This window comes from Aeoliella mucimassa (assembly GCF_007748035.1).
GTDB lineage: Bacteria > Planctomycetota > Planctomycetia > Pirellulales > Lacipirellulaceae > Aeoliella > Aeoliella mucimassa.
Genome location: NZ_CP036278.1, coordinates 3,971,936 through 3,995,165, shown reverse-complemented (window position 1 = coordinate 3,995,165; position 23,230 = coordinate 3,971,936). Strand labels below are relative to the sequence as shown.

The 23,230-nt window shown below is 57.2% G+C and carries 15 protein-coding genes and 1 CRISPR repeat array; of the genes, 8 read left to right on the top strand and 7 right to left on the bottom strand.

Features of this window, described 5'->3' with window-relative positions; genetic code table 11:
- Positions 1 to 99: 99 nt before the first annotated feature.
- The 6 genes from Pan181_RS15520 (at position 100) to Pan181_RS15495 (ending at position 9,495) form a co-directional block, all read left to right on the top strand.
- Positions 100 to 3,357, top strand: coding sequence for an alpha-L-fucosidase (locus tag Pan181_RS15520; RefSeq protein WP_197528397.1), 3,258 nt, complete (start codon positions 100 to 102; stop codon positions 3,355 to 3,357).
- Positions 3,350 to 4,432 (top strand): DUF1559 domain-containing protein, encoded by a 1,083-nt coding sequence (locus tag Pan181_RS15515; RefSeq protein ID WP_145247905.1) that lies wholly within the window; start codon positions 3,350 to 3,352, stop codon positions 4,430 to 4,432. The genes Pan181_RS15520 and Pan181_RS15515 overlap by 8 nt, the downstream gene beginning before the upstream one ends.
- A 99-nt stretch (positions 4,433 to 4,531) precedes the next feature.
- The gene (locus Pan181_RS15510; RefSeq protein ID WP_145247903.1) at positions 4,532 to 5,497 is read left to right on the top strand and encodes a hypothetical protein; all 966 of its coding nucleotides are present in this window, start codon (positions 4,532 to 4,534) and stop codon (positions 5,495 to 5,497) included.
- Positions 5,498 to 6,107: 610 nt separating this feature from the next.
- Entirely contained in the window at positions 6,108 to 7,049 is a 942-nt protein-coding gene (locus tag Pan181_RS15505; RefSeq protein ID WP_145244898.1) for an IS5 family transposase, read from the top strand.
- Positions 7,050 to 7,379: 330 nt separating this feature from the next.
- The gene (locus Pan181_RS15500; RefSeq protein ID WP_145247900.1) at positions 7,380 to 9,053 is read left to right on the top strand and encodes an efflux transporter outer membrane subunit; all 1,674 of its coding nucleotides are present in this window, start codon (positions 7,380 to 7,382) and stop codon (positions 9,051 to 9,053) included.
- A 25-nt stretch (positions 9,054 to 9,078) separates the two neighbouring features.
- Positions 9,079 to 9,495 (top strand): hypothetical protein, encoded by a 417-nt coding sequence (locus tag Pan181_RS15495; RefSeq protein WP_145247898.1) that lies wholly within the window; start codon positions 9,079 to 9,081, stop codon positions 9,493 to 9,495.
- A 31-nt stretch (positions 9,496 to 9,526) separates the two neighbouring features.
- On the opposite strand, the gene Pan181_RS15490 is transcribed toward Pan181_RS15495, so the two are convergent.
- Positions 9,527 to 14,266, bottom strand: coding sequence for a lamin tail domain-containing protein (locus Pan181_RS15490; RefSeq protein WP_197528396.1), 4,740 nt, complete (start codon positions 14,264 to 14,266; stop codon positions 9,527 to 9,529).
- 972 nt (positions 14,267 to 15,238) lie between these two features.
- Between Pan181_RS15490 and Pan181_RS15485 the strand changes: the two genes are divergently transcribed.
- Together Pan181_RS15485 and Pan181_RS15480 are read left to right on the top strand one after the other, a co-directional pair.
- Positions 15,239 to 15,703 (top strand): helix-turn-helix domain-containing protein, encoded by a 465-nt coding sequence (locus Pan181_RS15485; protein ID WP_145244956.1) that lies wholly within the window; start codon positions 15,239 to 15,241, stop codon positions 15,701 to 15,703.
- Positions 15,691 to 16,338, top strand: coding sequence for an IS630 family transposase (locus Pan181_RS15480; RefSeq protein ID WP_145244957.1), 648 nt, complete (start codon positions 15,691 to 15,693; stop codon positions 16,336 to 16,338). Before Pan181_RS15485 ends, Pan181_RS15480 begins: the two co-directional genes overlap by 13 nt.
- Before the next feature lie 19 nt (positions 16,339 to 16,357).
- Positions 16,358 to 17,296: direct repeats of the CRISPR family, unit length 31 nt; unit sequence GTTTCAATCCGCGCCCCCGTGTGGGGGCGAT.
- A 207-nt stretch (positions 17,297 to 17,503) separates the two neighbouring features.
- On the opposite strand, the gene cas2 is transcribed toward Pan181_RS15480, so the two are convergent.
- The 6 genes from cas2 to cas5c are packed head-to-tail and all read right to left on the bottom strand — an operon-like array spanning position 17,504 to position 22,930.
- Positions 17,504 to 17,794 (bottom strand): CRISPR-associated endonuclease Cas2, encoded by a 291-nt coding sequence (gene cas2, locus Pan181_RS15475; RefSeq protein ID WP_145247895.1) that lies wholly within the window; start codon positions 17,792 to 17,794, stop codon positions 17,504 to 17,506.
- A 10-nt stretch (positions 17,795 to 17,804) separates the two neighbouring features.
- Entirely contained in the window at positions 17,805 to 18,836 is a 1,032-nt protein-coding gene (gene cas1c / locus Pan181_RS15470; RefSeq protein WP_145247893.1) for a type I-C CRISPR-associated endonuclease Cas1c, read from the bottom strand.
- The gene (gene cas4, locus Pan181_RS15465; protein ID WP_145247891.1) at positions 18,833 to 19,543 is read right to left on the bottom strand and encodes a CRISPR-associated protein Cas4; all 711 of its coding nucleotides are present in this window, start codon (positions 19,541 to 19,543) and stop codon (positions 18,833 to 18,835) included. The genes cas1c and cas4 overlap by 4 nt, the downstream gene beginning before the upstream one ends.
- Before the next feature lie 6 nt (positions 19,544 to 19,549).
- Positions 19,550 to 20,431, bottom strand: a complete 882-nt coding sequence (gene cas7c / locus Pan181_RS15460) for a type I-C CRISPR-associated protein Cas7/Csd2 (protein ID WP_145247889.1) — start codon at positions 20,429 to 20,431, stop codon at positions 19,550 to 19,552.
- Positions 20,432 to 20,477: 46 nt separating this feature from the next.
- Positions 20,478 to 22,211 (bottom strand): type I-C CRISPR-associated protein Cas8c/Csd1, encoded by a 1,734-nt coding sequence (cas8c, locus tag Pan181_RS15455; RefSeq protein ID WP_145247887.1) that lies wholly within the window; start codon positions 22,209 to 22,211, stop codon positions 20,478 to 20,480.
- Positions 22,208 to 22,930, bottom strand: coding sequence for a type I-C CRISPR-associated protein Cas5c (cas5c, locus tag Pan181_RS15450; RefSeq protein WP_145247884.1), 723 nt, complete (start codon positions 22,928 to 22,930; stop codon positions 22,208 to 22,210). The genes cas8c and cas5c overlap by 4 nt, the downstream gene beginning before the upstream one ends.
- Positions 22,931 to 23,230: the final 300 nt, after the last annotated feature.

Sequence of the window (23,230 nt, the reverse complement as noted above, 5' to 3'; positions counted from 1 at the left end):
CGTATCCCGTGTATGGGCTTTTCTGTGGGGATCAGGCGTGAGCGAGATGCTCATCCCCACCGAAAAGCTCCCGTGTTGAGTAGCAAACCGAGTGATTTGATGAACCATCGTGTGTGTGCAATCCGAAAGTATGTGTCGCTGTTAGTGGAAGCGTTGCCAGTTGCCTGTTTGGCCATCGGGTACTGCTTGTGCTTGTCGGTTTCACATGCCGCTGAAGTGACCAACTACGTGAAAGTCAACTTCAATGGCAACGTGAGCGGCTCGCAATACACGCTGGCTGCAGGAGAGCGTGATCTAACGAACTCTTTTCGCGTGTCGGGTACTCCTTCGGTGACAAGTGGTATCGCAACCGTGAATGGTTCGGCCAACGATAGTAGTGGGTTCTACTTCAATGCCGACTCGTTTGGCTCGCTGCCCAATGTCGATTGGCTTGCCGAGGTGGTGTATCAACCAACGGTTCCGGCATCGCAACAGCCGGGCACGTTTAATCATCTGGTGGACGTCGAAGGCGATTTGTTCTTGCGTTACAGCGCGTACAACCAATCGAACAAGCTTTTTGAATATGGCTTCTACGATGGAGCCGAACATCAGCAGCAGCTGTCCGCTCCCTCGCTCGATTCCTTTGAGCACTGGGCGCTGGCCTGGGATTCCTCGGCCGATCGACTGAGTGTGTATCGCGATGGTTCCCTCCTTGGATCGCAATCCGGTAGCAACTTCGCGACTCCAAGTCCCAACGTGGGATTCGGTTTCTTCGCCCGGACTGGCTTCTTCGATCGCTCGGTCGAGGGCCTGCTCGACGCGGTGTCGTTCTCCACTTACAGCGGTGATCTTGTTCCATGGGAAGACTTTCAGTTGTTAGGCGATCCGTCCGAGTCTTCAGCGATCGAACTAGTCGCCGACACGACCACTGGCCAACTGCGAATGGTGAACGTGTCGGAGGAAGTGGTGCAGTTAAATGGGTATGAAGTCACCAGCGAGAGCGGTGCTCTGATGCCTTCGCGATGGACGACCCTCGAGTCGCAAGCGATCGGAGTCGACAACAATAGCTCCGCAGGTTGGCAGGCGGGTGGGTACGCGGACGAAAACACGTTGCTCGAAGGTGTGTTGCTCGGCAATACCAGCTTGCAACCTGGCGATTCGCTGTGGTTGGGGTATGCACTCAACACCGAAGGGCTGGCCGACCTGGAACTTCGCTATCGCATCGCTGGTGTGAGCGGTTTGCAAGCCGGAAAGGTGACCTACGATAGCACGCTGACGTTTGTTGCCGGCGACTACAACAACGACGGGCTGGTCGATCTGGCCGACTACACCGTGTGGCGCGATCAGCTTGGTTCGGCCTACTCGATTCCTAACGATAACACGCCCGATTCTGTCTCTTTCGACGACTACCAGACGTGGAAAGCAAACTTCAGCAGCCAGGCAAGTGCGAGTGCGTTGGACTCCGTGTCGGTACCGGAACCACATTCGACATGGCTGTGGACGCTCAGCCTGATTGGATTGGCGACCGTATCTACCCAGCGGACCTGGCGCGGGTTGCTCCTCTTTGGTGTCGCGCTGCTGGCATTTGGTTCGGCGAATGCCCAGGACCCTCCCACCCCCTACGGGGCAACTCCCACTGCGCGTCAACTCGCCTGGCACGAGCAGGAGTATTACGCCTTCCTCCATTTCGGTCCCAACACCTTTACCGATGAGGAGTGGGGCTGGAGTCAAAGCACGCCCGACGTGTTCAATCCCACGTCGCTCGATACCGATCAGTGGGCGCGTTCGCTCAAGCAGGCGGGCATGACCGCGATGATACTCACTGCCAAGCATCACGATGGCATGGCACTTTGGGATACCACCACCACCGAGTACCGCATCGGCAATAGCACCTGGGCGACCACCCGAACAAACGCGGGCTTGGAGACTGACGTCGTGCGGATGGCTGCCGAGTCGGCAAAGGCTTATGGACTGAAGTTCGGTGTTTATCTCTCGCCTTGGGACATGCATCGCGACCCATCGGTTTCGAAGGCCAACCTTGTGGGAACCCCCTACGACGAACCACAGAATTTCGGCGATGCGAATGGAAGCGACTACAACGATTACTACGCAGCTCAGTTGACGGAACTGGTTACTATGACCTTGAGCGACGGTTCGCCAATCGAGTTGTCGGAAGTCTGGTTGGATGGAGCGAGCGGCAGCACTACGGTTCAGACGTTCGACTGGTCGCGCTACCGAGATATCATCCGCCAGCATCAGCCAAACGCGGTAATGTGGGGCCATCAAGGCGTCGACGCCCGCTGGGTTGGCAACGAGGAGGGCTACTCTCCGACGACCAACTGGCACACGATCGATCGCACGCAGGATGGTGCCCGCTACAGCGGTTCCCAGTTGGAGACCGGCATCCGCAATGGTGATTACTGGACACCAGCCGAGGCCGACGCCCGTTTGCGGGATGGGTGGTTTTACCACGAGGACGAGTCTCCTAAGTCGACCGCCGCGTTGATGGAGATGTATCTGAACACGGTCGGCAGATCGGTGAACTTGTTGCTGGATGTTCCGCCGGGGCCAGACGGAAAACTGGCCGATAGTGACATCAGCCGACTGCTGGAGTTCCAAGAAACGCGAGAAGCATTGCTCGATCGAAACTTGATCGACAACAACACCTCGGTAACTGCGAGCCATGTACGAGGAGAGTCTGCTGCCAGCTTTGGCGGAGAACTCGCCATCGATGGCGATACCAGTACCTACTGGGCGATGGATGATGGGCAAACCACCGGCTCGCTCGAAATCGATCTCGGCAGCCCGCGCCTGGTCGACGGCTTTGTCGCCAAGGAGTTCATCGCGTTGGGGCAACGGATCGGCGGCTACACGATCGAAGCCCAGGTGAATGGTACCTACCAAACCGTGGTTGCTGGAACTTCGCTCGGCTATCAGCGGATTCATATGCTGGATCAACCTCTGGAGACCTCGCGGATTCGGCTGATGATCACGCAGGCCGACGCGACTCCGCTGCTCTCGGAGTTTGAGATTCTCGGAGAATCGCTCGTCGGATTCACCGGCGACGTGAACTACGACGGAGTGCTCAACTACGACGACTGGCTGATTTACATCCAATGGGCGGGGGCCGATCTCACCGAGTACACGGCCGCCGAGGCGTTTGCTCGCGGTGACTTCAACGGTGATTTTCATAACGATCTCGCTGATTTCGATTTGTTTGTCACTGCCTACGACCAATGGCATGGTACAGGTGCCTTTGAAGCCATGTTGTCGCTGGCGGTGCCTGAATCCTCTTCTATCTACCCACTAATTGCCGGCGTTCTATTAGGGATGGCGGTATCACCTGGTATTCGCTTCGGAGGAAGTAACCATGACTGATCCCCATTTTACGAAGAGTGCGTGTGTACGCGTCATCCAGAAGCGTCGTCCAGGATTCACACTGGTCGAGTTGTTGGTGGTGATTGCCATCATCGGTATTCTGGTCGCCCTGTTGCTTCCCGCGGTGCAATCCGCTCGCGAGGCAGCGCGTCGTACCCAGTGCGTCAACCAGTTGAAGCAAGTTGGCATTGCTTTCCACAATCATCACGATACGCACGGCTTCTTCCCATCGGGTGGTTGGGGATGGTTCTGGGTCGGCTTCCCGGAGCAAGGGTATGGCAAGAGTCAGTCGGGTGGATGGCTCTATAGTTTGCTGCCGTACATTGAGCAGAGTACCCTGCACGACCTCGGCAGCGGTGCACCCGCTACCGATATTCGTTCGTACGCCAAGCAGCGGGTCCAGTTGCCGTTTGATGGAATGGTCTGCCCGTCGCGACGGACGACCAACGTCTACGACTTCCAGTCGTCGAGTGCTTCGTATCGGTTCTGCAGTCGGCCGATCGAACGCGCCAGCAAGACCGACTACGCCTGCAATGGTGGAAACATTCGCACTACCGAACTCTCGGATGCAATTGGCGGCGGACCTAACGAAAACGGTGGCGGCCTGCTGGCTACCGAAGCAAAAGATACCCCCAGCTATCGCATTACCTCCGAAGGAGATCGCAAGGAAAACTGGAATGGCATCTGCTTCTATCGCTCCGAAGTCAAAATGCGGCAGATTACCGACGGCACCTCCAATACCTACATGGTGGGTGAAAAGTGGATGTACGTTGAGAACTACGAGAACGGACTTGACGATGGCGATAACGAACCTGCCTTTGTTGGAAACAACAACGATACGATTCGCATGACCTACTACGACGCGAACGATCCGGTTCGGTACCGATTGCAGTCTGATACCGAGGATCCCAAAGCAAGCAATGGGCAGTCGCACGGGCGGCGGAAGTTCGGTGGTCCCCATTCGGGAGGATTCAACATGACCATGTGCGACGGATCGGTCACCTTCATTCAACTCGACGTCGACCCTCAGATCCACGCGGGAAGCGGATCCCGTAACGGCGGCGAAGTGAACTAGCTTCCGGCAGATAACAGAACATTCCATCAGGCTCTTCATTTCAACTCACTTCAATCATTGGCGATTCGCAATTCGAAGAAGGGTAAAACGGTCATCGATATGAGTAATTTTCATCAGCGTAATGTTCTAAGTGGTACGTTCCTAACCATGGTGATGGTGGTGTCGTGTTCCATCGCCAACGCACAAACGTTCGACAGCATGGGTTACACCTGGACCTCCACAGCAGGGGCTGGGTTCTATGAATGGGACGATAGCTCGTTCACCTTGTACGGTGCGGAAGCGGCCGACCAGGTAGTAACGGTTCCCGTTGCAGTCACCCCCGGTGATACCCTCAGTTACGACTACTTTCTGAGCGGTGTCGGTCCCGACGAAGCGGGCCTGGGGATGGACGCTTCGGTGAACTTTCGCGAAGGACTCAGCGACGCCCCTTGGCCCGATAGTCTGGCCGCTCCGCGTCTGATTTTTGACGGCAAGGTCGACACGATGGATTTGCAGGATACGTCGAACAACGACTACCATGGGGTTCCATCGCTTACTCCGAATACTACAGGTATACATGTCGAACTCTACTTCGATGGAGAGCTAACTTCTCAGTTGCGTATCTGGAACGAAATGGGAACTCCTACTGGCGATCCCATTTTCGACTCGGTTGCTTCACTCATTCCATTTGATCTTGACAATCCAATCGCCAGTATGCGGGTGGGGCTGTGGAACTCGCCTGGGCAGTACCTTACGTTTTCGAACTTTACCCATACCGAAGGGGAACTCCCCGAAGGTCTAGCGGGCGACTTCAACGGCGACGGCACCGTCAATCTGGCTGACTACACGGTGTGGCGCGACAACCTTGGCTCCACCGAAGACGGCACCATTCTCGGCGGCAACGGCGACGGACTTGGGGTGGTCGATGCCGACGACTACACGCTGTGGAAGACTAACTTCGGTTCCTCGACCGGCGTTCCGGGCAGCTTCGAAAGTGTCGCTGTGCCTGAACCGGCGACGCTTTGTTTGCTGGCTTCGACCATCGTTCTCTGGGGGATCCGCTCCACGAGAAACCGTTGCTGCTAGCAGCCATGGCTGAGCGATAAGGCAATGCCAACGAATAGTGAATCAGGGCGAGACAGCGTCAGGCTGTCTCGCCTTTTTCGTTTACACACAGCTTTGCGAATAGATTCCCAATTTTCCCACTCATGGGAAAATTGAATCGGCGCCCACTCTACAAAACCAGTGGTTTTCGACCTCGAATAGATTCCCATTTCCGAAAACGCATCGAGTGGGAATCTATTTTCGCGGCGGGAATCTATCGCAAGGTGTTGGTATTTCATGAGTTACAGCAAGACCTTTGCGATAGTTGCCCAAAATAGATTCCCATAGGTGGGAAACTATTCTGGGGAGGATTTAGGAGTGAGGGTTCAGGGAACAGGGGAAGATGGAGAGTCTCGCCTGCAGCTTAAAGCTTTGAGCCTACAGCTTTACCATCCGCGCAGCAGCGAACAGCCACGCAAGCAACCATTCGCCTGCGCGTCGCTGCAGTCATTCAATGGAGCTCTCAATCGGCTACCCTTTTCCACCCTCCATCAACGGACAACTGACGATGGCCTTGTTGAACAATTAGTCACAAACCTCCGTAAAAACTAACGTGGAATGGAACCACGTACCTTTTTTACGGAGATCGAACATGGCTACGAAAGAAAAACGAACCTACAAAGTCACGAACTGGAAGGAGTATAACAAGTCGCTCATCGAGCGTGGAAACATCACTATTTGGTTTAGCGACGAGGCGTTGGAGAACTGGGAACATCCTAACGACCAGACAAAAGTCGGTCGCCCTTTTGTCTTCAGCGATACGGCGATCGAGTGCTTGCTGACGATTCGCGAACTGCTGAAACTTCCCTATCGGCAGACTGAGGGATTCGGCCGCTCGCTGGTGGCGATGTTGGGCGTCGAGGCAGCGATTCCCAATTATTCTTCGCTCGCCAAGCGAGCCAGCAAGCTGAATGTTTCGCTCGATATCGCTAACAAGAGGGGCGACATCGATATCGTGGTGGATAGCACCGGCATGAAAGTGTTTGGCGAGGGCGAATGGAAGATGCGGACGCATGGCAAGTCGAAGCGGCGGACATGGCGGAAGCTGCATTTGTCGGTGAATCCTGACACCCGCGAGATTGTGGCGGAGATTTTGACCGAGAACAGTTGCCACGATGCCGATGCGGTTCCCGAAATGCTGGAGCAGGTGGAGCAGCCCGTAAAAAAGTTTCACGGCGACGGTAGTTACGACAAGTGGAAGGTTTATGAAGGGCTGGAATCCGAAGGCATTGAGCCGGTGATTCCGCCGCAGCACAACGCCAAGATCAAACAACATGGCAACTCTGCGGAGGAGCCTTTGCCCCGGGACGAGGCAATTCGTCAGATTCGACGCAAGGGGCGTAGGAGTTGGAAAGAGGAAGTGGGCTATCATCGTAGAAGCTTGGCGGAAACGACCATGTACCGAGTGAAACAAAGCTTTGGGAGCCATCTCAAAAACCGAGTATTCGAAAACCAACAAACGGAAGCCCGCTTGCGCTGTAAAATCATCAATCAATTCACCCAACTCGGGCTTCCACAGTTCGAGTGGAGTTAGTCAACAAGGCCACTGACGATTAACAACGGACGATACATACTGTGTTCATTAGAACACTATTGGTGGCCATTTGCCAGTAAAAAAGTTCGAAGTTTCAATCCTCACGCTAGCGTGGCGGGAAGCGATCGACGCCTGGCTCACTGGCCATGGCCGAAGCTTGGCAGCCAAATAGGGCAGCCCTTGGGGGTGATAATTCTTGCCGATTGTCTGGATTGCTCCTGGAGCGTGTCGGTAACCGCTGCAGTTAATCCCTGTTTTTGCGAGTGACCGCAGGACCGGCTCAACCGATCCTTTTAGCAGCATCCGCTTAACACGCGCAGGGAGGCGCACATGGCTGTATGGAATAATCGTTACTCGCAGGCACGCAACAGCGAACCGACTCGAATGGTCCGTTTCGCCCATTGGATGGTGCTGATCGGCGTGCTGGTCACGACGTCGGGCTGCATGACTGGGGTCCGCGAGTACTTTCGCAACGGCTTTAAGGTCGGCCCGAATTACTGCAAGCCAGCCGCGCCGACGAGCCCCGACTGGATCGATAGCAGCGACGAGCGGCTTTCGAGCGAGCCTGCCGATCTTCAGGCGTGGTGGACCGTGTTCGACGATCCCTGCCTGAACGAATGCGTACGGCTTGCCTATTCCGAAAATCTTACCGTCCGCGAAGCCGGGTTCCGAGTGATGGAAGCCAGGGCGTTGCGACGCGTCGCTGCTGGCGATATGTTCCCGCAATCGCAACTTGGCACTGGCAGCTTTACTCGTACGCAACTGAGCGACGAGTCGGGATTCGGTGGTCTCGGCGGCGGCGGTGGTCAGATCAATGTCTGGCAAATGGGTGGTCAACTCGCCTGGGAACTCGACTTCTGGGGTCGGTTCCGCCGGGCGATCGAGGCTGCCGATGCCAATCTCGATGCGACGGTCGAGTCGTACGACGACGTGTTGGTGATTTTGATTGCCGACGTTGCTTCGACTTACGTAGAGATTCGCACGCTGCAGAAACGCATTGAGTACGCACAGCACAATGTTGAGTCGCTGTCGGGGTCGTTGCGAATCGCGACCGACCTGTTCGAAGGAGGCTCTACGAGCAAGCTCGACGTTGCGCAAGCACAAACCAATTTGTCGCAAACCGAAGCATTGGTGCCGCAGTTGCAAACGCAGCTTCGTCAGGCCGAAAACCGGTTGTGCGTGCTGATGGGACGCCCACCCGCGGATCTCAGCACACTGCTTAGTATGTCGGCAGCCGAGATTCCGAGTTCTTCACCGGAAGTGGTGGTCGGTATCCCCGCAGAGTTGATTCGCCGACGCCCCGACATTCGTCAGGCGGAACGATTGGTGGCGCAGCAAAGTGCCCTGATCGGCGTCGCCGAGTCGGATCTGTATCCAGCGTTCTCCATCACGGGCAACCTTGGCTACCAGGCACCCACTTTCTCGCGACTGTTTAAGACGTCGGCCTTTACCGATTCGGTGGCTCCAGGCTTCAACTGGAATCTCTTGAACTACGGCCGCATTCGCAACAACGTGATTGCCGAGCAGGCGTTGTTCCAGCAACGCGTTGCCCAGTACCAAAACACGGTACTCGAAGCGCAGCGAGAGGCGGAAGATGCCATCGTGGCCTTCTTGAGGTCACAAGAACAAGCGATTGCCTTGCGACAGAGCGTCGACTCGGCAGTCGAGTCGCGGGATCTTGTGCAGGAGCAATACCGTGCGGGGCGTACCGATTTCGGCCGCGTGTTTGTTGCGGAGTCGTCGTTGGTTACACAGCAGGACTCGCTCGCAGTCGCCGAAGGGCAGATTGCCAGCAACCTGGTCGAGATCTATCGCGCACTCGGCGGTGGCTGGGAGATTCGTTTGAATCCCACGATGAACATGGCTACCGCTCCGATCGTGGTGCCTGGCCCCGTGGAGAATGTTCCGGTCGAGATCGAGATAGAGAACGAACCGACTCCGGCAATGCCTCCTGAGGCAAGCGACGAATCGTTGCTTAAGTTCCCGACGCTCGCCATCCAATAAACACGCCAACCGTTAGAGACGAATCATGCAAAGTCTGATAGCGAAGTGTCGAACGGTCGTGGCAGTCGTGGCCCTGGCCTCGTGGGGAGCGACCGCCGCCCTGGCATCGGACTCGAACCTCTGGAGCAAGTGGTTTGGTGCCGAGTGTGATTGCCCCACCAAGCAATGCTGCGACGACTACTGCCGAAAACCGCTGCCTTGTGCTCCATGTACGACCTGCCCGCGAGGGTGCGACGACTATTGCCGCAAGCCGATGCCATGCACGCCGTGTTGTGTGCGCGGAACGCTGTGCGACGATTACTGCAGTAAGCCGATGCCATGCATCCGCTGCCGGTCGACGGTGTACGACGTATGCGTGCCGTACCGTGTGAGTTACTGCCTGAGTTACTGCCAGCACTTCCACGGGAAAGTGATGGACTCTCCGTTGATGCCATCACGGTAACTCCGATCTGGCAGACGAATCGCTAACGATGTTATCGTCGGCTGCTTAGTTTGCGCTGCGGAAGCGTGAAACTTGCCACCTTGGCCAGCGAGTCCACCTCTCCAGTATTCGAAAGCTTGTTGTCGCCCGACTCGTGCGCCCCGAGTCGCTTTGATAGGGTCGAGAACGCATCGTCGACCGCGTGAAGCGTCGCAGGCTGGGGACGATAGAGGAGGTCGAAGTTCCGCGAAGCCTGCAGGGCAGGGGAGGTGGAGCTACCAGCGACCAAGCGGTGCACCTGGTCGGTCTCGGTTGGTTTGCTTCGCTTGCTGTAGAGTGAAACATCCCAAGCGGGAGTCGACTTGCTTGGTAGGCTCTCGGCGAGGGGAGTTGCCTGCTCGTCCGCAAACGCCTGGTCATACGCGGCAGCCACGTTCTTGGCGGTTGGATCGGCGGCTTGATCGGTTTCGGCAGTCGTTGTCACCGAAGCTTCAGGCATTGCACTTGCGACGATCGCCTGAGGAGTCGCAGGCGTTGCCTCTTCCGCGTCTTCGCTGGCAGCCTCCGTCGAACTGGCCAACGCACCAGGCTGGGTGATTGCCCCGAGGTTGTCGCGCCAGATGGTGTAATCGGCGAGGCTCACTTGGCCATCGTTGTTGCCGTCGGCACGCAGGTCGTCGGTCGACCCGATCGTTGATTTCCAGATCAGGTAATCGGCGTGAGTTACCATCGAATCGCCGTTGTAATCGCCAGCGAGATCGGAGCCCTCGCCCATGCCGGGCGTGCCACCGTCGATGGAGGAGGCCATCCAGTTGGAACCAAGGTTGTAATCGCCATGGGCATCGACGACTACCAGCGAAGGACCACCACCATCAGGCGAGGAAGGCCATAGTTCTTCGCCTGGCTCGTTGCCGTCGTAATACTCAAAATCGAGAATGGTCGAGTTGTTCGCATCGTCGAGCTTAATGGTCTCTCCACCATTGGAAAGATTGCCGCTGTACTGGCCGGCGACTCGGACGTTGGTGCCATACCGATACTCGAACGCTTGCGGGTCGTTCACCACCACGAGGCGCTCGCCGGGCGCCAGATAGATTGGCGCGTAGGCTTGTGTGGCGACCGTGAGATTATCGAACCAGAACTCCGCGTCTTCGTCCGACAGTGTCGACTTGTTGTTGTAGCCGCCGAGGGAAATCTGGTGCGTGCCGGGGGTGAGAAGCAACTCGAACACGCCAGTTTGCCAGCCACTGTCGACGGGATCGGTCACTGGATTCTGACCATCTCCCGCTACGTGCAGCAGCGACCCGCTAACGTCGCTGCCAAGACGCTCGCCATCAACTTCGACGAGCAATTCACCGAACTCATCGGCTTCGAAGCCATGGCCCAAGACCATGCGATAATCAAGGGTGATTACCACGGTCGTGGCTTCGGTTAACGTGAACTCGGAAGTCCAACCGCCGGAAGCAGCACCTCGATCGGCCGCTGTGGTGGGCGAGTTCAGGTACACCCGCAATGCCCCGTCGCCCTGGGCACCGCCGGTGGCTTCGTAGGTGCCAACGGCGTAGTCAGGGTTATTGGTGTCGTAGAACAGGTCATCCTGATAGCCAAAACCATCGACGCCCGAGTTGAAGTCGGCCGCCAGGACGTTGGTGGTCGACTCTTCTCCGAACGTGAACTCAATGCCGTCGGTAAAGGAGAGTCCCGCCAGGTCGATCGTTTCGGTGGGGCTCGTGTTGGCGATCTCGACAAACTCGAACTGGGTATGGCTGGTGAATCCGGCCTGTTGTTCAGCGGTTGTCGGATCGCTGGGGTGATAATGGAGTTCCGTGATGCGAATGTATTCCTGCGCCTCGGAGGGATCGCCTTCGTACGTCAGTTCGTCGACCACGGTGGTATCGGTTGCCACCAACTGAATGGTTTCGCCCAGGCTCGATAGATGCCCGGAGTTCCACTCTTGGACAAAGAGACTTTGGCCGCCTGTGGGGCCAGTCTCTCGTAGGCGGAAGTCGGCAACGCTCGCAGTCACATACAGGGTGCTGCCGGGGGCAATCACCGTGCCCGCCTGGAAGGTGTGAGAGATTCCACCGGTAAGGGTCCAGCCCGAGATGTCGACCGCGGTGCTATTGTTGTTGATCAGGGCGATGTACTCCTGATCTTGGTTTCCACCGATCGGATTGAAGTCGATCTCTCCAAACTCGATGGTGGGAGTGCCGGTTTGTTCGCCTGGGATGACGACGGAGTAGCCTGGGATGTTCGCCGTGTAGACGTTGTACAATTCGTCGCGACGGTCCTCGATGGAAGCGAGTAAGCTGTTCTTACCGCTAGTGGCTGACGATCCGAGGTGAGGATCGATATCGGGGAATAACGTGTTGACGTACTCCGCAAACCAGGTAACACCACCGGTGGCCCCGCCGTAGAATTGATCCATCAGGGTGCGAACCCGTCGCAGATACATTTCTTGCACCTCGACGGTCTCGAACAGCACGTCGAACAGCACGTTCCACTGATCGTTACCATCGGCCGTGGGGAAGTCCTCGGTGCCGAAGAACGGGTGTTCGGTCCGTTCAGAATCTTGATTGTCGTGTCCACCGACGATGTTGAAGGTCCAGTCGAGATCCCAAGGGAAGATGCGCCAGAGATTGTCCCCTTGCGTATCCAGGTAGAAGTACATGTTTTTGCGGATATCATCGGCCTGATGCTGCAGTGTGCGAACCGCCATGTAGTTCAGGAACTGAGGGATATCGATGTAGTCACGCAAAAAGGCTTGTCGCTCGGCCTCGGTGCGCAAGGCCAAGCCATCGACGAGGTCTTGGAAGGAGGAGAAGTCGTTGGTGTCGCCGGTTTTCTTTTCAAGTCCGGTGGTCGAGTCGCTAACCGCCGGATTCAAGTTGGAGCGCTGCACCAGTTTGTACAAGTCGCCATCTTCGTCATAGCCTTGACGCTCGAGGAAGTCCTCGTCAACCTGTTCGATCCACACCCCGACCCGGTCGAAGGAACCGTTGAGCGAAACGTACGTAAGGAACGAAGCCGACGCGGCACCACCTGACTCGGTGTGGGCGTCGAAGCCCATGGTTTGCCGCAGATACGAACTATCGTATCCGTTGCCGTTCATGTTGATCTCGCCAACGTAGCCGAGTTCGTCGTTGACAAAGAGATTGTATCCTTTGTTGAAGTCGAACTTCTGTGAGATCGCCGAGTTGGTGTATCCACCACGCTGGCGAACGAAGATGTTGTCGTAGAACAGTCCGTTGTAATAGACCGAGGCCCGCGTGCCTGCTCGGCTGTGCGAGGCTGCCTCGTCCTGAGTAAACCACTGAAACACCGGAAGAACCGTGTTGATCGACGGATCGAAGACCACGGTGCCGTAGTACTCGGGATCCTGGCTATTGCCATCGGTATCGACGATGTTCGGCGCCCTCGAGAGTGTGCCCGAGTTGTCTTCGGCGGTGACGTACCAGCGAACCATGTCGCCCGCGTTGTAGGCACTGCTGCTGATCACCCCGGTATAGATGCCATCGCCAGCCACGAGGTCGCTGCCCAGGCCGTTGTCGAAGACCTCGAATGCGACTTCCTGGCCGAAGTCGATACGGTAATGCAGATGCACACTCGCTATACCATTGCCCGCGTTGTTCGAAACCGCAGTTTCGATCACCAGATCCTCACCACTAATGAGGGCTGGTGGATTTTCGGTTACCGAGGTGATAAGCGGGCCGGTACCTACATTTGGATCACCCGGCGTGGGGTAAATGAGATAAGCGTTCGAGCTACCGCTGGCCACTTCGAAAGCAAGCAACTTGGTCTCAAGCAGCATGTCGGAACTGGTGGCTTGGTTGAGCGCCTGCACCGCGAGCACGTTGGTTCCGGCGATTAGCAGGTCGGTGTAGTTGCTTAGGTCGAAACCAACGAACTCCACCGCCTCCGCGTCGTCGTGATTGGCGGTGGCAATACTGTTGTAGGCCAAGGTAGCAGTGGCATTGCTCGAAGCGACGAGCGTGCCATTCAGATACGCGGCAAACCCATCGTCGTAGCGCAGGCGGAGCCTTAATTGATCGATCGTTGACGGATCGGTAACGTCGAACGTTTGCCGCATGTAGAACGTATCGGTATCGAGCGGTACGGTCGACTCAATGATCGCGTCGTAGTCCGCGGGGCTATTTTCGTAGCCGATGCCGGTTAGGCCGCTGCTCCACGCACTGTCGTCGAAGCCAATCCCATACCAATTGGCAATAGGGCCGGTAGGCACGATATAGGTGGCAGTGCTTCCCTCGTCAATCAGCAGAGTCTCCGACTGCGACTGGCCCAACCCATACGAGATATCGGTGGTTTGTACCGGGAAGGTAGGCGCGAACTCGTAGGCAATCGTGCTGCCATCGGGTTCAACGAGTCCCAGGTACTCCCCTGCGGCACTCAAACTGAAGTTGGTATGCAGCTCGGTGCCATCGGCGTCCGCCCGATCCTTGCCCGACGCAAACACCACCAGGTAATCACCCGCACCGAGCGTGACGGCGGGAAAGCTCCATTGCGTCAGGTCGCCGGCGTCATCGGTCAGATACCAGCCATTCAAATCGAGCGGCATATCGCCCGCGTTGTATAGCTCGATCCAGTCGGAGCTATCGCCATCCTCGTCGTCCAGTACATCGCTGTTCGAAGCGAGAAACTCAGTGATGATTGGCTGAGCCGCGAGCATGCATCGCGTTTCGAGCGATTCGTGTCGCAATCGACGGCCGGAGTTGGCTTTCGCCTTTTTGGTCGATCGAAGAAAACTCCAAGCCCGCTTTCCCAACTGTTTTCTCAAGGTCTCGATCCTATCCGATTCAGGCCCGAGCACGTTGATGTGCTCAGAACGATACTTGAAGCGTGTGGTCGCACGGCCGATCCGGGCTGTGCAACTCGCGTCCGAATGCCTTTGGTAATTCCACATTATACTAATAACCGCAACAATTTGGACACAATTTGGCGGTTATTAGGGGGCGATAAGTGCCAAAAAGCCCCGATTCCGAGGGGAAACAGGGCAATTGTTGGTTGAGGTGTCCCCAGGCCGGCTGACGCCGGTCGACGTCGGCTATGGCATTCGTGTCATGGCTGACCGATAGCCAACTGCTGTAGATGTCGCCGTGCTACTTTGCATTGATTCTAATCGGAGCAGACTGCAACGAAGGCGGCCGAGTGTCCTCGCGATAACTTCGGATTCTCAGAACGTGATGAATCGACCAATATGAATCGACCGACGCGCAAGGGGTAGGATAGGTTGGTCAGAGCCGAAGGAAGGCGCAACGCGAGTTTCCATCGGTGTCGTAATGCTGCACTTAGAAGGGGAGCGAGACTCGGGCGGCGACGCGAAAAGCCATCGACTCAAAGTGAGAAACGCCGAATACGCCGTCGCCAGATGCGGCAACGATTCCCCGTCGGGCAGTGCCCAAAAGAAAACGCCCAAACCCCAGCAATAAAGGATTCGGGCGATGCGTTACGTCCCGTAGAACGCAAGTAGCGGAGGAGGGATTCGAAGTGGTTATAGATTTTCGGGGAAAGACGTATATTCTCCGGCTTGCTGGGGATTCACGGGGGATAAATCCGGCGAGACGTTTGTGACAGTGTCGTGCCAATGCTCGTGCATAGGTCCTTGAAACAGTCCTCCCCCCACATGACCGCTAAACTCCGTCCGATTGATACCGTATGCGTGGTCAAGAAAGCAGAAAGCTTCGCATGCTCTCCCCGGGGGACCTAGTACGTCTTTCCTGAAATCCATTCCGCTGCTATATGCTGCGGAATGAAAAAGCACATTGTTTGCCTGGACCACCAGGCCCGTGGAGGTTTGGAGCAGCTAGCACGCTCAGGCGCCCGCGCGGCGCAAGTGGTGCGTCGCTGCCAGATATTATTGAAATCGGACTCGGGATGCACCGACGAAGAGATCGCCGAGCATGTGGGCTGCACGACGCGCAACGTCCGAGCCGTCCGAAAGCGGTTCTGCGAAGAGGGCGTCCAGCGGGCGGTGTACGATGCGCCTCGCTCGGGCCGCCCCCCAGAGTTCACCAAGCGGCAGCAGCAACAGGTAATCGCCCTGGCGTGCAGCGAGCCGCCCGAGGGACGGGCTCGCTGGACGCTGGAATTGTTGTGCGAGCACGCGGTGAAGGAAGGCTTCGTCGATTCGCTCAGCGTGACGGAGGTCTCGCTGTGGCTCAAGGAACACGACCTGAAGCCGTGGCGAAAAAAACTTGGTGCGTGCCCAAGCTGAACGACGAGTTCTGTGAGCGGATGGAGGACGTCCTCGAGCAGTACGAGAAGCCGCTCGACCCGAACGAGCCGGTCGTCTGCCTCGACGAGCAGCCCTATCAGAGGGTCGACGACGCGCGGCCGCCCGAGCCCGCGGCACCCGGCAAGATCGCGAAGCAGGACTACGAGTACCGCCGCTGCGGAACCTGCAGCGTGTTCGTGGCGGTCGAGCCGAAGGCGGGCAAGCGATTCGTTCAGGCCAAGCGTCACCGCAAGCGAGCCGACTTCGCCCGGTTCGTCCGCGACCTCTTGAAGCGCTATCCCGACGCAGAGCGGGTTCATCTGGTGATGGACAACCTCAACACGCACAACGAGAAGTCGTTGATCGAAACCTTTGGCGAGGAGGCGGCTCGGCCAATGCTGGAGCGGATTGTGTGGCATTTTACCCCCAAGCATGCCAGTTGGCTCAACATGGCCGAGATCGAAATCTCGGCCATACAGCGACAATGCCTGGGACGTCGGTTGGCTTCGCTCGACAAGGTTCAAAGCGAACTCTCCCACTGTTCACGCGACCGCAATCGGAAGAAAATCAAAATCAATTGGACCTTCCATCGAAAAGACGCCAAACGCGTCTTCCCTGAACTCTATAGGAAATGACTTCCGGGACGACGTACTAGTGCTAATCCGCGCCCCCGTGTGGGGGCGATGTCGTCGCGATATGTGCTGAACACTATCCGCCTAGTTTCAATCCGCGCCCCCGTGTGGGGGCGATGTAACACCTGTCATTCAGCTACCTCATGCACCAGTTTCAATCCGCGCCCCCGTGTGGGGGCGATACTATGTCCAGCGGTTGCGCCGCTCGGGCCATGATGTTTCAATCCGCGCCCCCGTGTGGGGGCGATTCACTTCGTCATCACTTCGTCATCACTTACAGACGTTTCAATCCGCGCCCCCGTGTGGGGGCGATCGACTTCGAAATCCACGTGCGGAACAGCATCTAGGTTTCAATCCGCGCCCCCGTGTGGGGGCGATATCACTTCGTCATCACTTCGTCATCACTTACAGACGTTTCAATCCGCGCCCCCGTGTGGGGGCGATATCTATGGGGCTGCATCGACTCGGCGGGAAACAGTTTCAATCCGCGCCCCCGTGTGGGGGCGATAGTGCTCGTCGCGTTGAATCCGCATGCTTTAAAGTTTCAATCCGCGCCCCCGTGTGGGGGCGATGATTACTTGCGGGGAGCACCCCGTTTAAGTGGCGCGGTTTCAATCCGCGCCCCCGTGTGGGGGCGATGAGCAAGCTACGCGAAAAGAAGCTACTCACAGTTTCAATCCGCGCCCCCGTGTGGGGGCGATGCACAGGAGAGACTGAAAGTCTTTGGTGATCGTGTGTTTCAATCCGCGCCCCCGTGTGGGGGCGATGTTGCGAGCTGAGCCCGATGCCAGTCGTCATCGTTGTTTCAATCCGCGCCCCCGTGTGGGGGCGATGTCTAGCCACAGCTCAACGACTTCGATCGACTCGTTTCAATCCGCGCCCCCGTGTGGGGGCGATCTGGTAGGGCGGACTCTCCAGCACGCAATCGGGGTTTCAATCCGCGCCCCCGTGTGGGGGCGATCCCGCCAACATAACTCGTGTCGCCAGCGGTGTTAAGGTTGCGCGTTCCGCGAGGGGAGGCGACCCGGTGGCTCGGCTTTCGAACGATTTGGAAGGCCTTGGCATAACTGGAGACCATGACACGGTTTACAGCGATCGCGAACCTGCCGAGGGGCGTACGCGCGCTAGGGGTTCGCAGATGTTGCGTAGCACTTATACCGCTGGGATGCTAGACGATCAACGGCCCCTCGATGTCGTACGAACCTTTGGCCCCAAAGTGCTCGACGCGGCGTTGCCAGTTGGTTCCCAGGTAGTAAAACCTGAGCGAGTCGGTTGCTTCGTCCACGATGCTGATCAGCCGGTTCTTGCAGGTGGTCCATTGGGCCGGATCGACTTTCATTTCGAACACCGAGTTCTGTACCCGCTGGCCGTAGTCGAGGCAAGCCTTGGCGACGTGGGACAATCGCTTCTTACCCTCAGGCGTGCTGGTGCTTACATCGTAGGTTACCAGAACATACATCGCACGTCTCCTATTTCCAGATGAACGGGGGGTAGGCATCGAGGTCGCCCCGCAAGTGACGGGCCAGCAACCGGGCCTGAATGTGCGGCAGCAAACCGACGGTCATGCGGTCGCCGGTGTAGGGATGCTTGATTTCTTCCTGCTTGCGCTCTTGCCAGGCAACCAACACACGCTTGCGCGTTTGGTCGTCCATCACCACGCCGCCGGTTTCCTGCGTTTCGAACCCGCTGGCAGTTACCTGCTGACGATTTACCAAGCTAAATACCAGTCGATCCGCCAGGTAGGGGCGAAACTCCTCCATCAGGTCGAGCGCTAGGCTGGGCCGGCCGGGGCGGTCGCGATGCAAGTAGCCCACCACCGAGTCGAGCCCCGTGGCCTCGCAGGCCGAGCGGACATCGTGCAGCAGAAGCGAGTACACAAACGACAACAGGGCGTTGATGGGATCGAGCGGAGGGCGGCGACTGCGTTTGGTGAAGTTGAACGCCTTGGCGGGGCGGGTAAGCAAACTTGGAAAAGCCGCAAAGTACTGCGTGGCGGCCTCTCCTTCCAATCCTCGAAGGATGTCTGTCGTGGTGGCTTGGTTTACCTCGACCAAGCGGCCGGATAGGCGTTTTGCGGTGGCCGTAAGCGTCTCTTTTCGTTCCCCCTCATTGGCATCGCGAGCCGCTCGCAACAGCACCGTGCGGGCATTCATTAGCTTGCCCTGCACAAACGAGCGGGCCAAGGCAAGCGTTTTCTCGGAATCATCGGCACGACGGTACTGTTCGCGCCGCAACAGGACATTGCCCGAGGTGAAGCCGACGATGGCCGCCAGAAACCGCCCATACTCGGTAAGCAGCGAAATCGACACGCCAGCACTAGCCGCCGCGGCCATAAGAGCAGGACTACAACCGACGTGGCCGAACACAACGATGCCATCAAGATTATGCAGTGGCAAACGAAGCTGTGGTTTTTTGTCGACCCGCACGACCACGGCAGCCCCGTCCTTGGCCAGGTAGGCCCCCTGCTTGGTGACGTACAACGTGTTGAGATGTGTTTTCATGGGAGGTCGGACGCGATTGCTGACTTCAATACTCGTTCGATGTACATAGCGGCGCTTTGCTCGCTACTGGTGTTTGGCAGGCAGACCTCCAGCAGCGAACAAGTGTCGCACTTCTTTTCATACATGGCCGTAGGGGTGATGCCAGCAGCCATGAGGGCGTGGAACCGACGGGCGGCCTCCGCGGTGGTGTCGCGGAGCTGCGGGGTGAACTCGACGTCGAATCGTCGCCGTTTAGTGCCATAGAAGAGCTGACCAACCGGCACTTGCACGCCGAGCATCTCCTCCAGGCAGATCGCCTGGGCGCATAGTTGCACGCGATCGCAGTCGTTCTTCTTTGGTCGCCCCCGCTTGTACTCGACGGGCGTGATGGACCACTCGGTCAGCTCGTCGGCCGTGGCGGAGGTGATGGCCTGCCGCAGTGTTTGGCTGCGTGACTGTTGCTGTGGGGGAGGTCGCCACAAGACAATGTCGGCCATCCCAAACAGCCCCAGATGATAGGACCGCAAAGGCAAGCCACGAGTGATTCGCTCGCGGTCGCGAGTCTCGGGCTTGCCTTCGTGGGCCTTTTTGTGCAGGATCTGCCCCTCGGCGGTCCAGCGATTCTCTTCCCACAACCGCTCGACGTGAATCAGCGCGCACTGCCGCTCGCAAAACAGCAAATGCTGCAGCGCGGAAATGGGCAGCAGGTCGTCTTCGTCGTGGGGCATGGAGGGTTACAATCGCCGGGAGATGGTGATGCCAGTTGGCAGTTCAGCTTCGTCTATTCGGAGGTCGTAGTCAGCAAACGACCGGGCAGGGCCCTCCGTGCTTTGGTTGCGTGTTACCGTCACTCGCTGGAACAGCTTATTCGCTGGCGCGTTGCCCAAGGCATCAGCGTGCTCGAAGCAGATCAGGGCCTGCGGAGCCATTTCGCCACGGGCGGCCGAGCGATCGGTCTCGAACATCTGTTCGAGGGCCTTCCAAAACAGTTCGAGATCGTCGGGGCCGAAGCCGGTTTTTGCCGCCAGGTGTGGATTGATAAACCCATGCGCCCGGTACAGGCCGTAGGGAATGGTGAACTTGCGTCCCATGGTGCGGTTGTCGCCTGATTGAGCTTCAGCTTCCTTTTCGGTAGTCACTGCGCAGCGCGTGACGGCGTGCTCTTGCGAAACAATCGGATCCATGCTCGAAGCCAGGGTAAACTGCACCGGCCCGCGGACCTGCCCGCAGTTCACCTTAGTGGTCATCACGGCACCGAATGTCCGTACGTCGAAAAAGTTCTTGCACATCCACTCGGTGAGTTGCTTGTCTTCTTCGGCTTTCTTTTCACCTTTGGACTTCCGCTTCTTCTCATCGACGGGGATGCCCAACGCCTCATAGGCGCGAGCGTGCTGCGAGTTGAGCACCGCTTTTTCTTTCACATAGATTTCAAACGGAGGTTGCTCCTCGCGGACCAGGCCGACGTAGTTGCGGACCTTGCGTTTAAGGCAGACATCGGTTACCAGGCCATGGCCCGTCTCGGGGTCAACCCGCGGCAGGTTGCCGGCGTCGGGGTCACCATTCGGATTGCCATGCTTAACGTCAAACAGATAGATAAAATCGATACGAGGGATCATTGGGAGTGTCCGTAGAGATGTGAGTAGTTGGAGAAGTAGTATCGCGCTATTCGGAGACCTCGGCCGAGGCGTCTTGAGATTTCTTGGTGAACAGGCTTTGCCTTTGATGGTAATAGCCAATGGCAAACAGCCCCTGCTCCTGCAGAGAGAAGTGAGCAGGGAACGAATCGAGCATATCGGCAATTTGTTGAATGCGGCGTTCGTGGTAAACTCGTTTACCTTTTTCCAACTTGCCTAGATGATGCTGATTCATGCGGATGAGCCGTGGGAACACGGTAGCCGGTGTGGAGGATGCCGCTCCGAAGTACCGGTCCTTGATCGTGTCGTTAATCCCAGGCAAGGCATCTTCTTGCGTTTTTTCTAACTCTGCAAATAACCGTCCCAACTGGTAAGCAGGGTCGGAGCGTTCTTCGTCGAGCGACATAGGGATCTCCTGTTCATAGATTCGAATGAGACAAGCTTTCAGCGCCGCCGCTCGGACGTAGCGGACCTCGCGGTCGGCGCGAATTCGCCGCAACAGGGCGGTGTAAAACATTTGGGGATAGGGGCCGCCGGTGAGCAACGCCCGGGCAACGGCTCCTTCCATAACGTCGGGGATGTCTTTGGCATCGCGAACCGTCTCACGCAGTAATCGCCAAAGGGGTGGGTAAGGTAGGTCCTGAGGGCCGCGACAGATTTCCAAATCGGCAAAGTGCTTTCGCAGGTTCTCCACGAACTGGCCAACGGTGCTAACGTGCCAGAAACGGACCGAAATGCGGGCCGCATTAGGGGCGAGCCCCAGGATGTAGAACGGCGTATCGGGCGGGCCAAACTCCGTTGGGTACTTTCCCTTGCTAATAGCATCGAGCACCGATTTGACTTTGCCCAACTCGGTTTCGTCCTCCGCCCGCGGACTGGGATTGAACATTTCGACCACCCAGTCCTCGGCTGGCGACGGCTCAGCGGTCCAGCAGACAACCGAAGTGTCGCCAATAGAAAACCGGCGGCCCATCGCCGGGTCGAGCAAGCGATTGAGGGCCGTGGTGTATTGAAACGCCGCACGCTGGGAAACGGGGCTGTTATAATTACACCGCTTGCCGTACGACTCAGCTGATCGAAATTGCTTGTCAACGGCAACCAAGTACTTCTCTGAGGGCTTGCCGGGCTTGTCTTTTACACCTTTAATCTTTGGGAAATGGCTTTCAGCGATCGGTTCCAGTTTACCTGAGACAAGACAAGTTGACTGTGTTGAACTCTTGGATAACTCTTGTTCCAGCCAACGATCTTTCCACCACTTCTTGATTGTTGACTCTTCGTGGATGTATTGCTGCTCACCACGAAGTCGGAATACTCCGAAATAGGTTCCCAGCTTATTCGTGTCTACGCGCGAGTCGTTCGGCGTTAGATAATTCAGGAATGAACAGAACGCTTCATATGCCGGTGATCTAATCTCATTGAGCAATGAAACGTGAAAGTCACGGAATGCTTCGAATCGTTGCTTAGCCCAATTATCTGATTTGCCCTTCGGGGAAATACCGAAGACGTATGCGGGGTTATCCCAGAGAAAAGAGGGTGGTGCCTTGGATCCACTACGAGCACCTGTTCCAGGAACGAAAACTCTGGCCGGCAACTCATTCTTATCTTCTTGACGAAGTAAGGATTGGACCTCAAATGAGGTAGTGTCAGGGGCAATCACCACGCAAAAAGAAGCTTTCTGCACGCTGAATCCGTACTCCGCCACATCGGCGGTGGGATCGGCGGCCAGACGCTCGTACAGATGGTTGAGGGCTTGCAGGATCATGGCGTTACCTCGGCGGGGGCGTAAAGGTGGCTGGGCACTTCGATCACTCCATCGCGCATGATGGCCCGGAAGAATTGCGGTTCGACCTTCAACGGCCGACGGGTGTGGCTGCAGAAACTGTCGGCCTGCTTCACTTGCTTGTCGCCGAGTGGCGTGTAGGCCATGTCGCCGAGCATCCAGGAGAGGTCCCGCTCGCCGGTGAGAGGCGATTCGGGAATTGGCCCCTCGACCCAGGCGAAGTGGCAGGCAAACTCCCGCGTGCCGAGGTAAGGCCGGTGAAAGCACTGCCCCTTCTCGGCCCGGCGTTTGAACATGTTATAGTGCTTGGCCACCGGGTCGCGATCGTCGAGCAGGTCGAAACGGGCTTCGATAATGTACTCTACGTCGCGCAGAATCGTGGCCGCCCGCTGCTGACGATCTTCGTCGGCGTACAAGGCCAGGGGCTCGGCGAGTGTGCCTTTCATCGCCTTTTGAGCATTGGTGGCCGACGCTTTACTGGCCACTTCGTTGCGGCGCAGGTTGGTGAACTCCGGTTCGCGGTAGACGTGGATGCGCTCGACAATCCACTGTACCTGCGGCTTCCAGTAGATGGCTTCGAGGATGCCCCGCGCGGCCGACGGGGTGATGACGTCGTAGCTGAGCCGCTCGACTTTACATTCCGGCCGGGAAAAGCAGGCATAATCGCCCCACACACGCAGGGCAATTGGGGAACGAGTCATTTTTTGTCACCTTTTTTTCGACGAGTACGTGATCCAACAAGCCCGCGTTTTCGAGCGCTTAGGAGGCATTGCCATGCTTCCGCAGGTTCAATTGGTCCCACCAATCGATTCATTTGGCGATGTAGGTCGTCAAAAGAAGTTGTGTAGGGAAGCCGATCTAGTGGCAGTGGTGATGTACGGGCTAGCCTTGCGGCTACTACGATTTGGTTTGCAGTTGGTTTCCAATTAGCCATTGCAAGTCTCCTGTCGAAAGCTAAGATTTAAGGAGCAATGTTTTGTTCTTACTAACAGGAATCATAG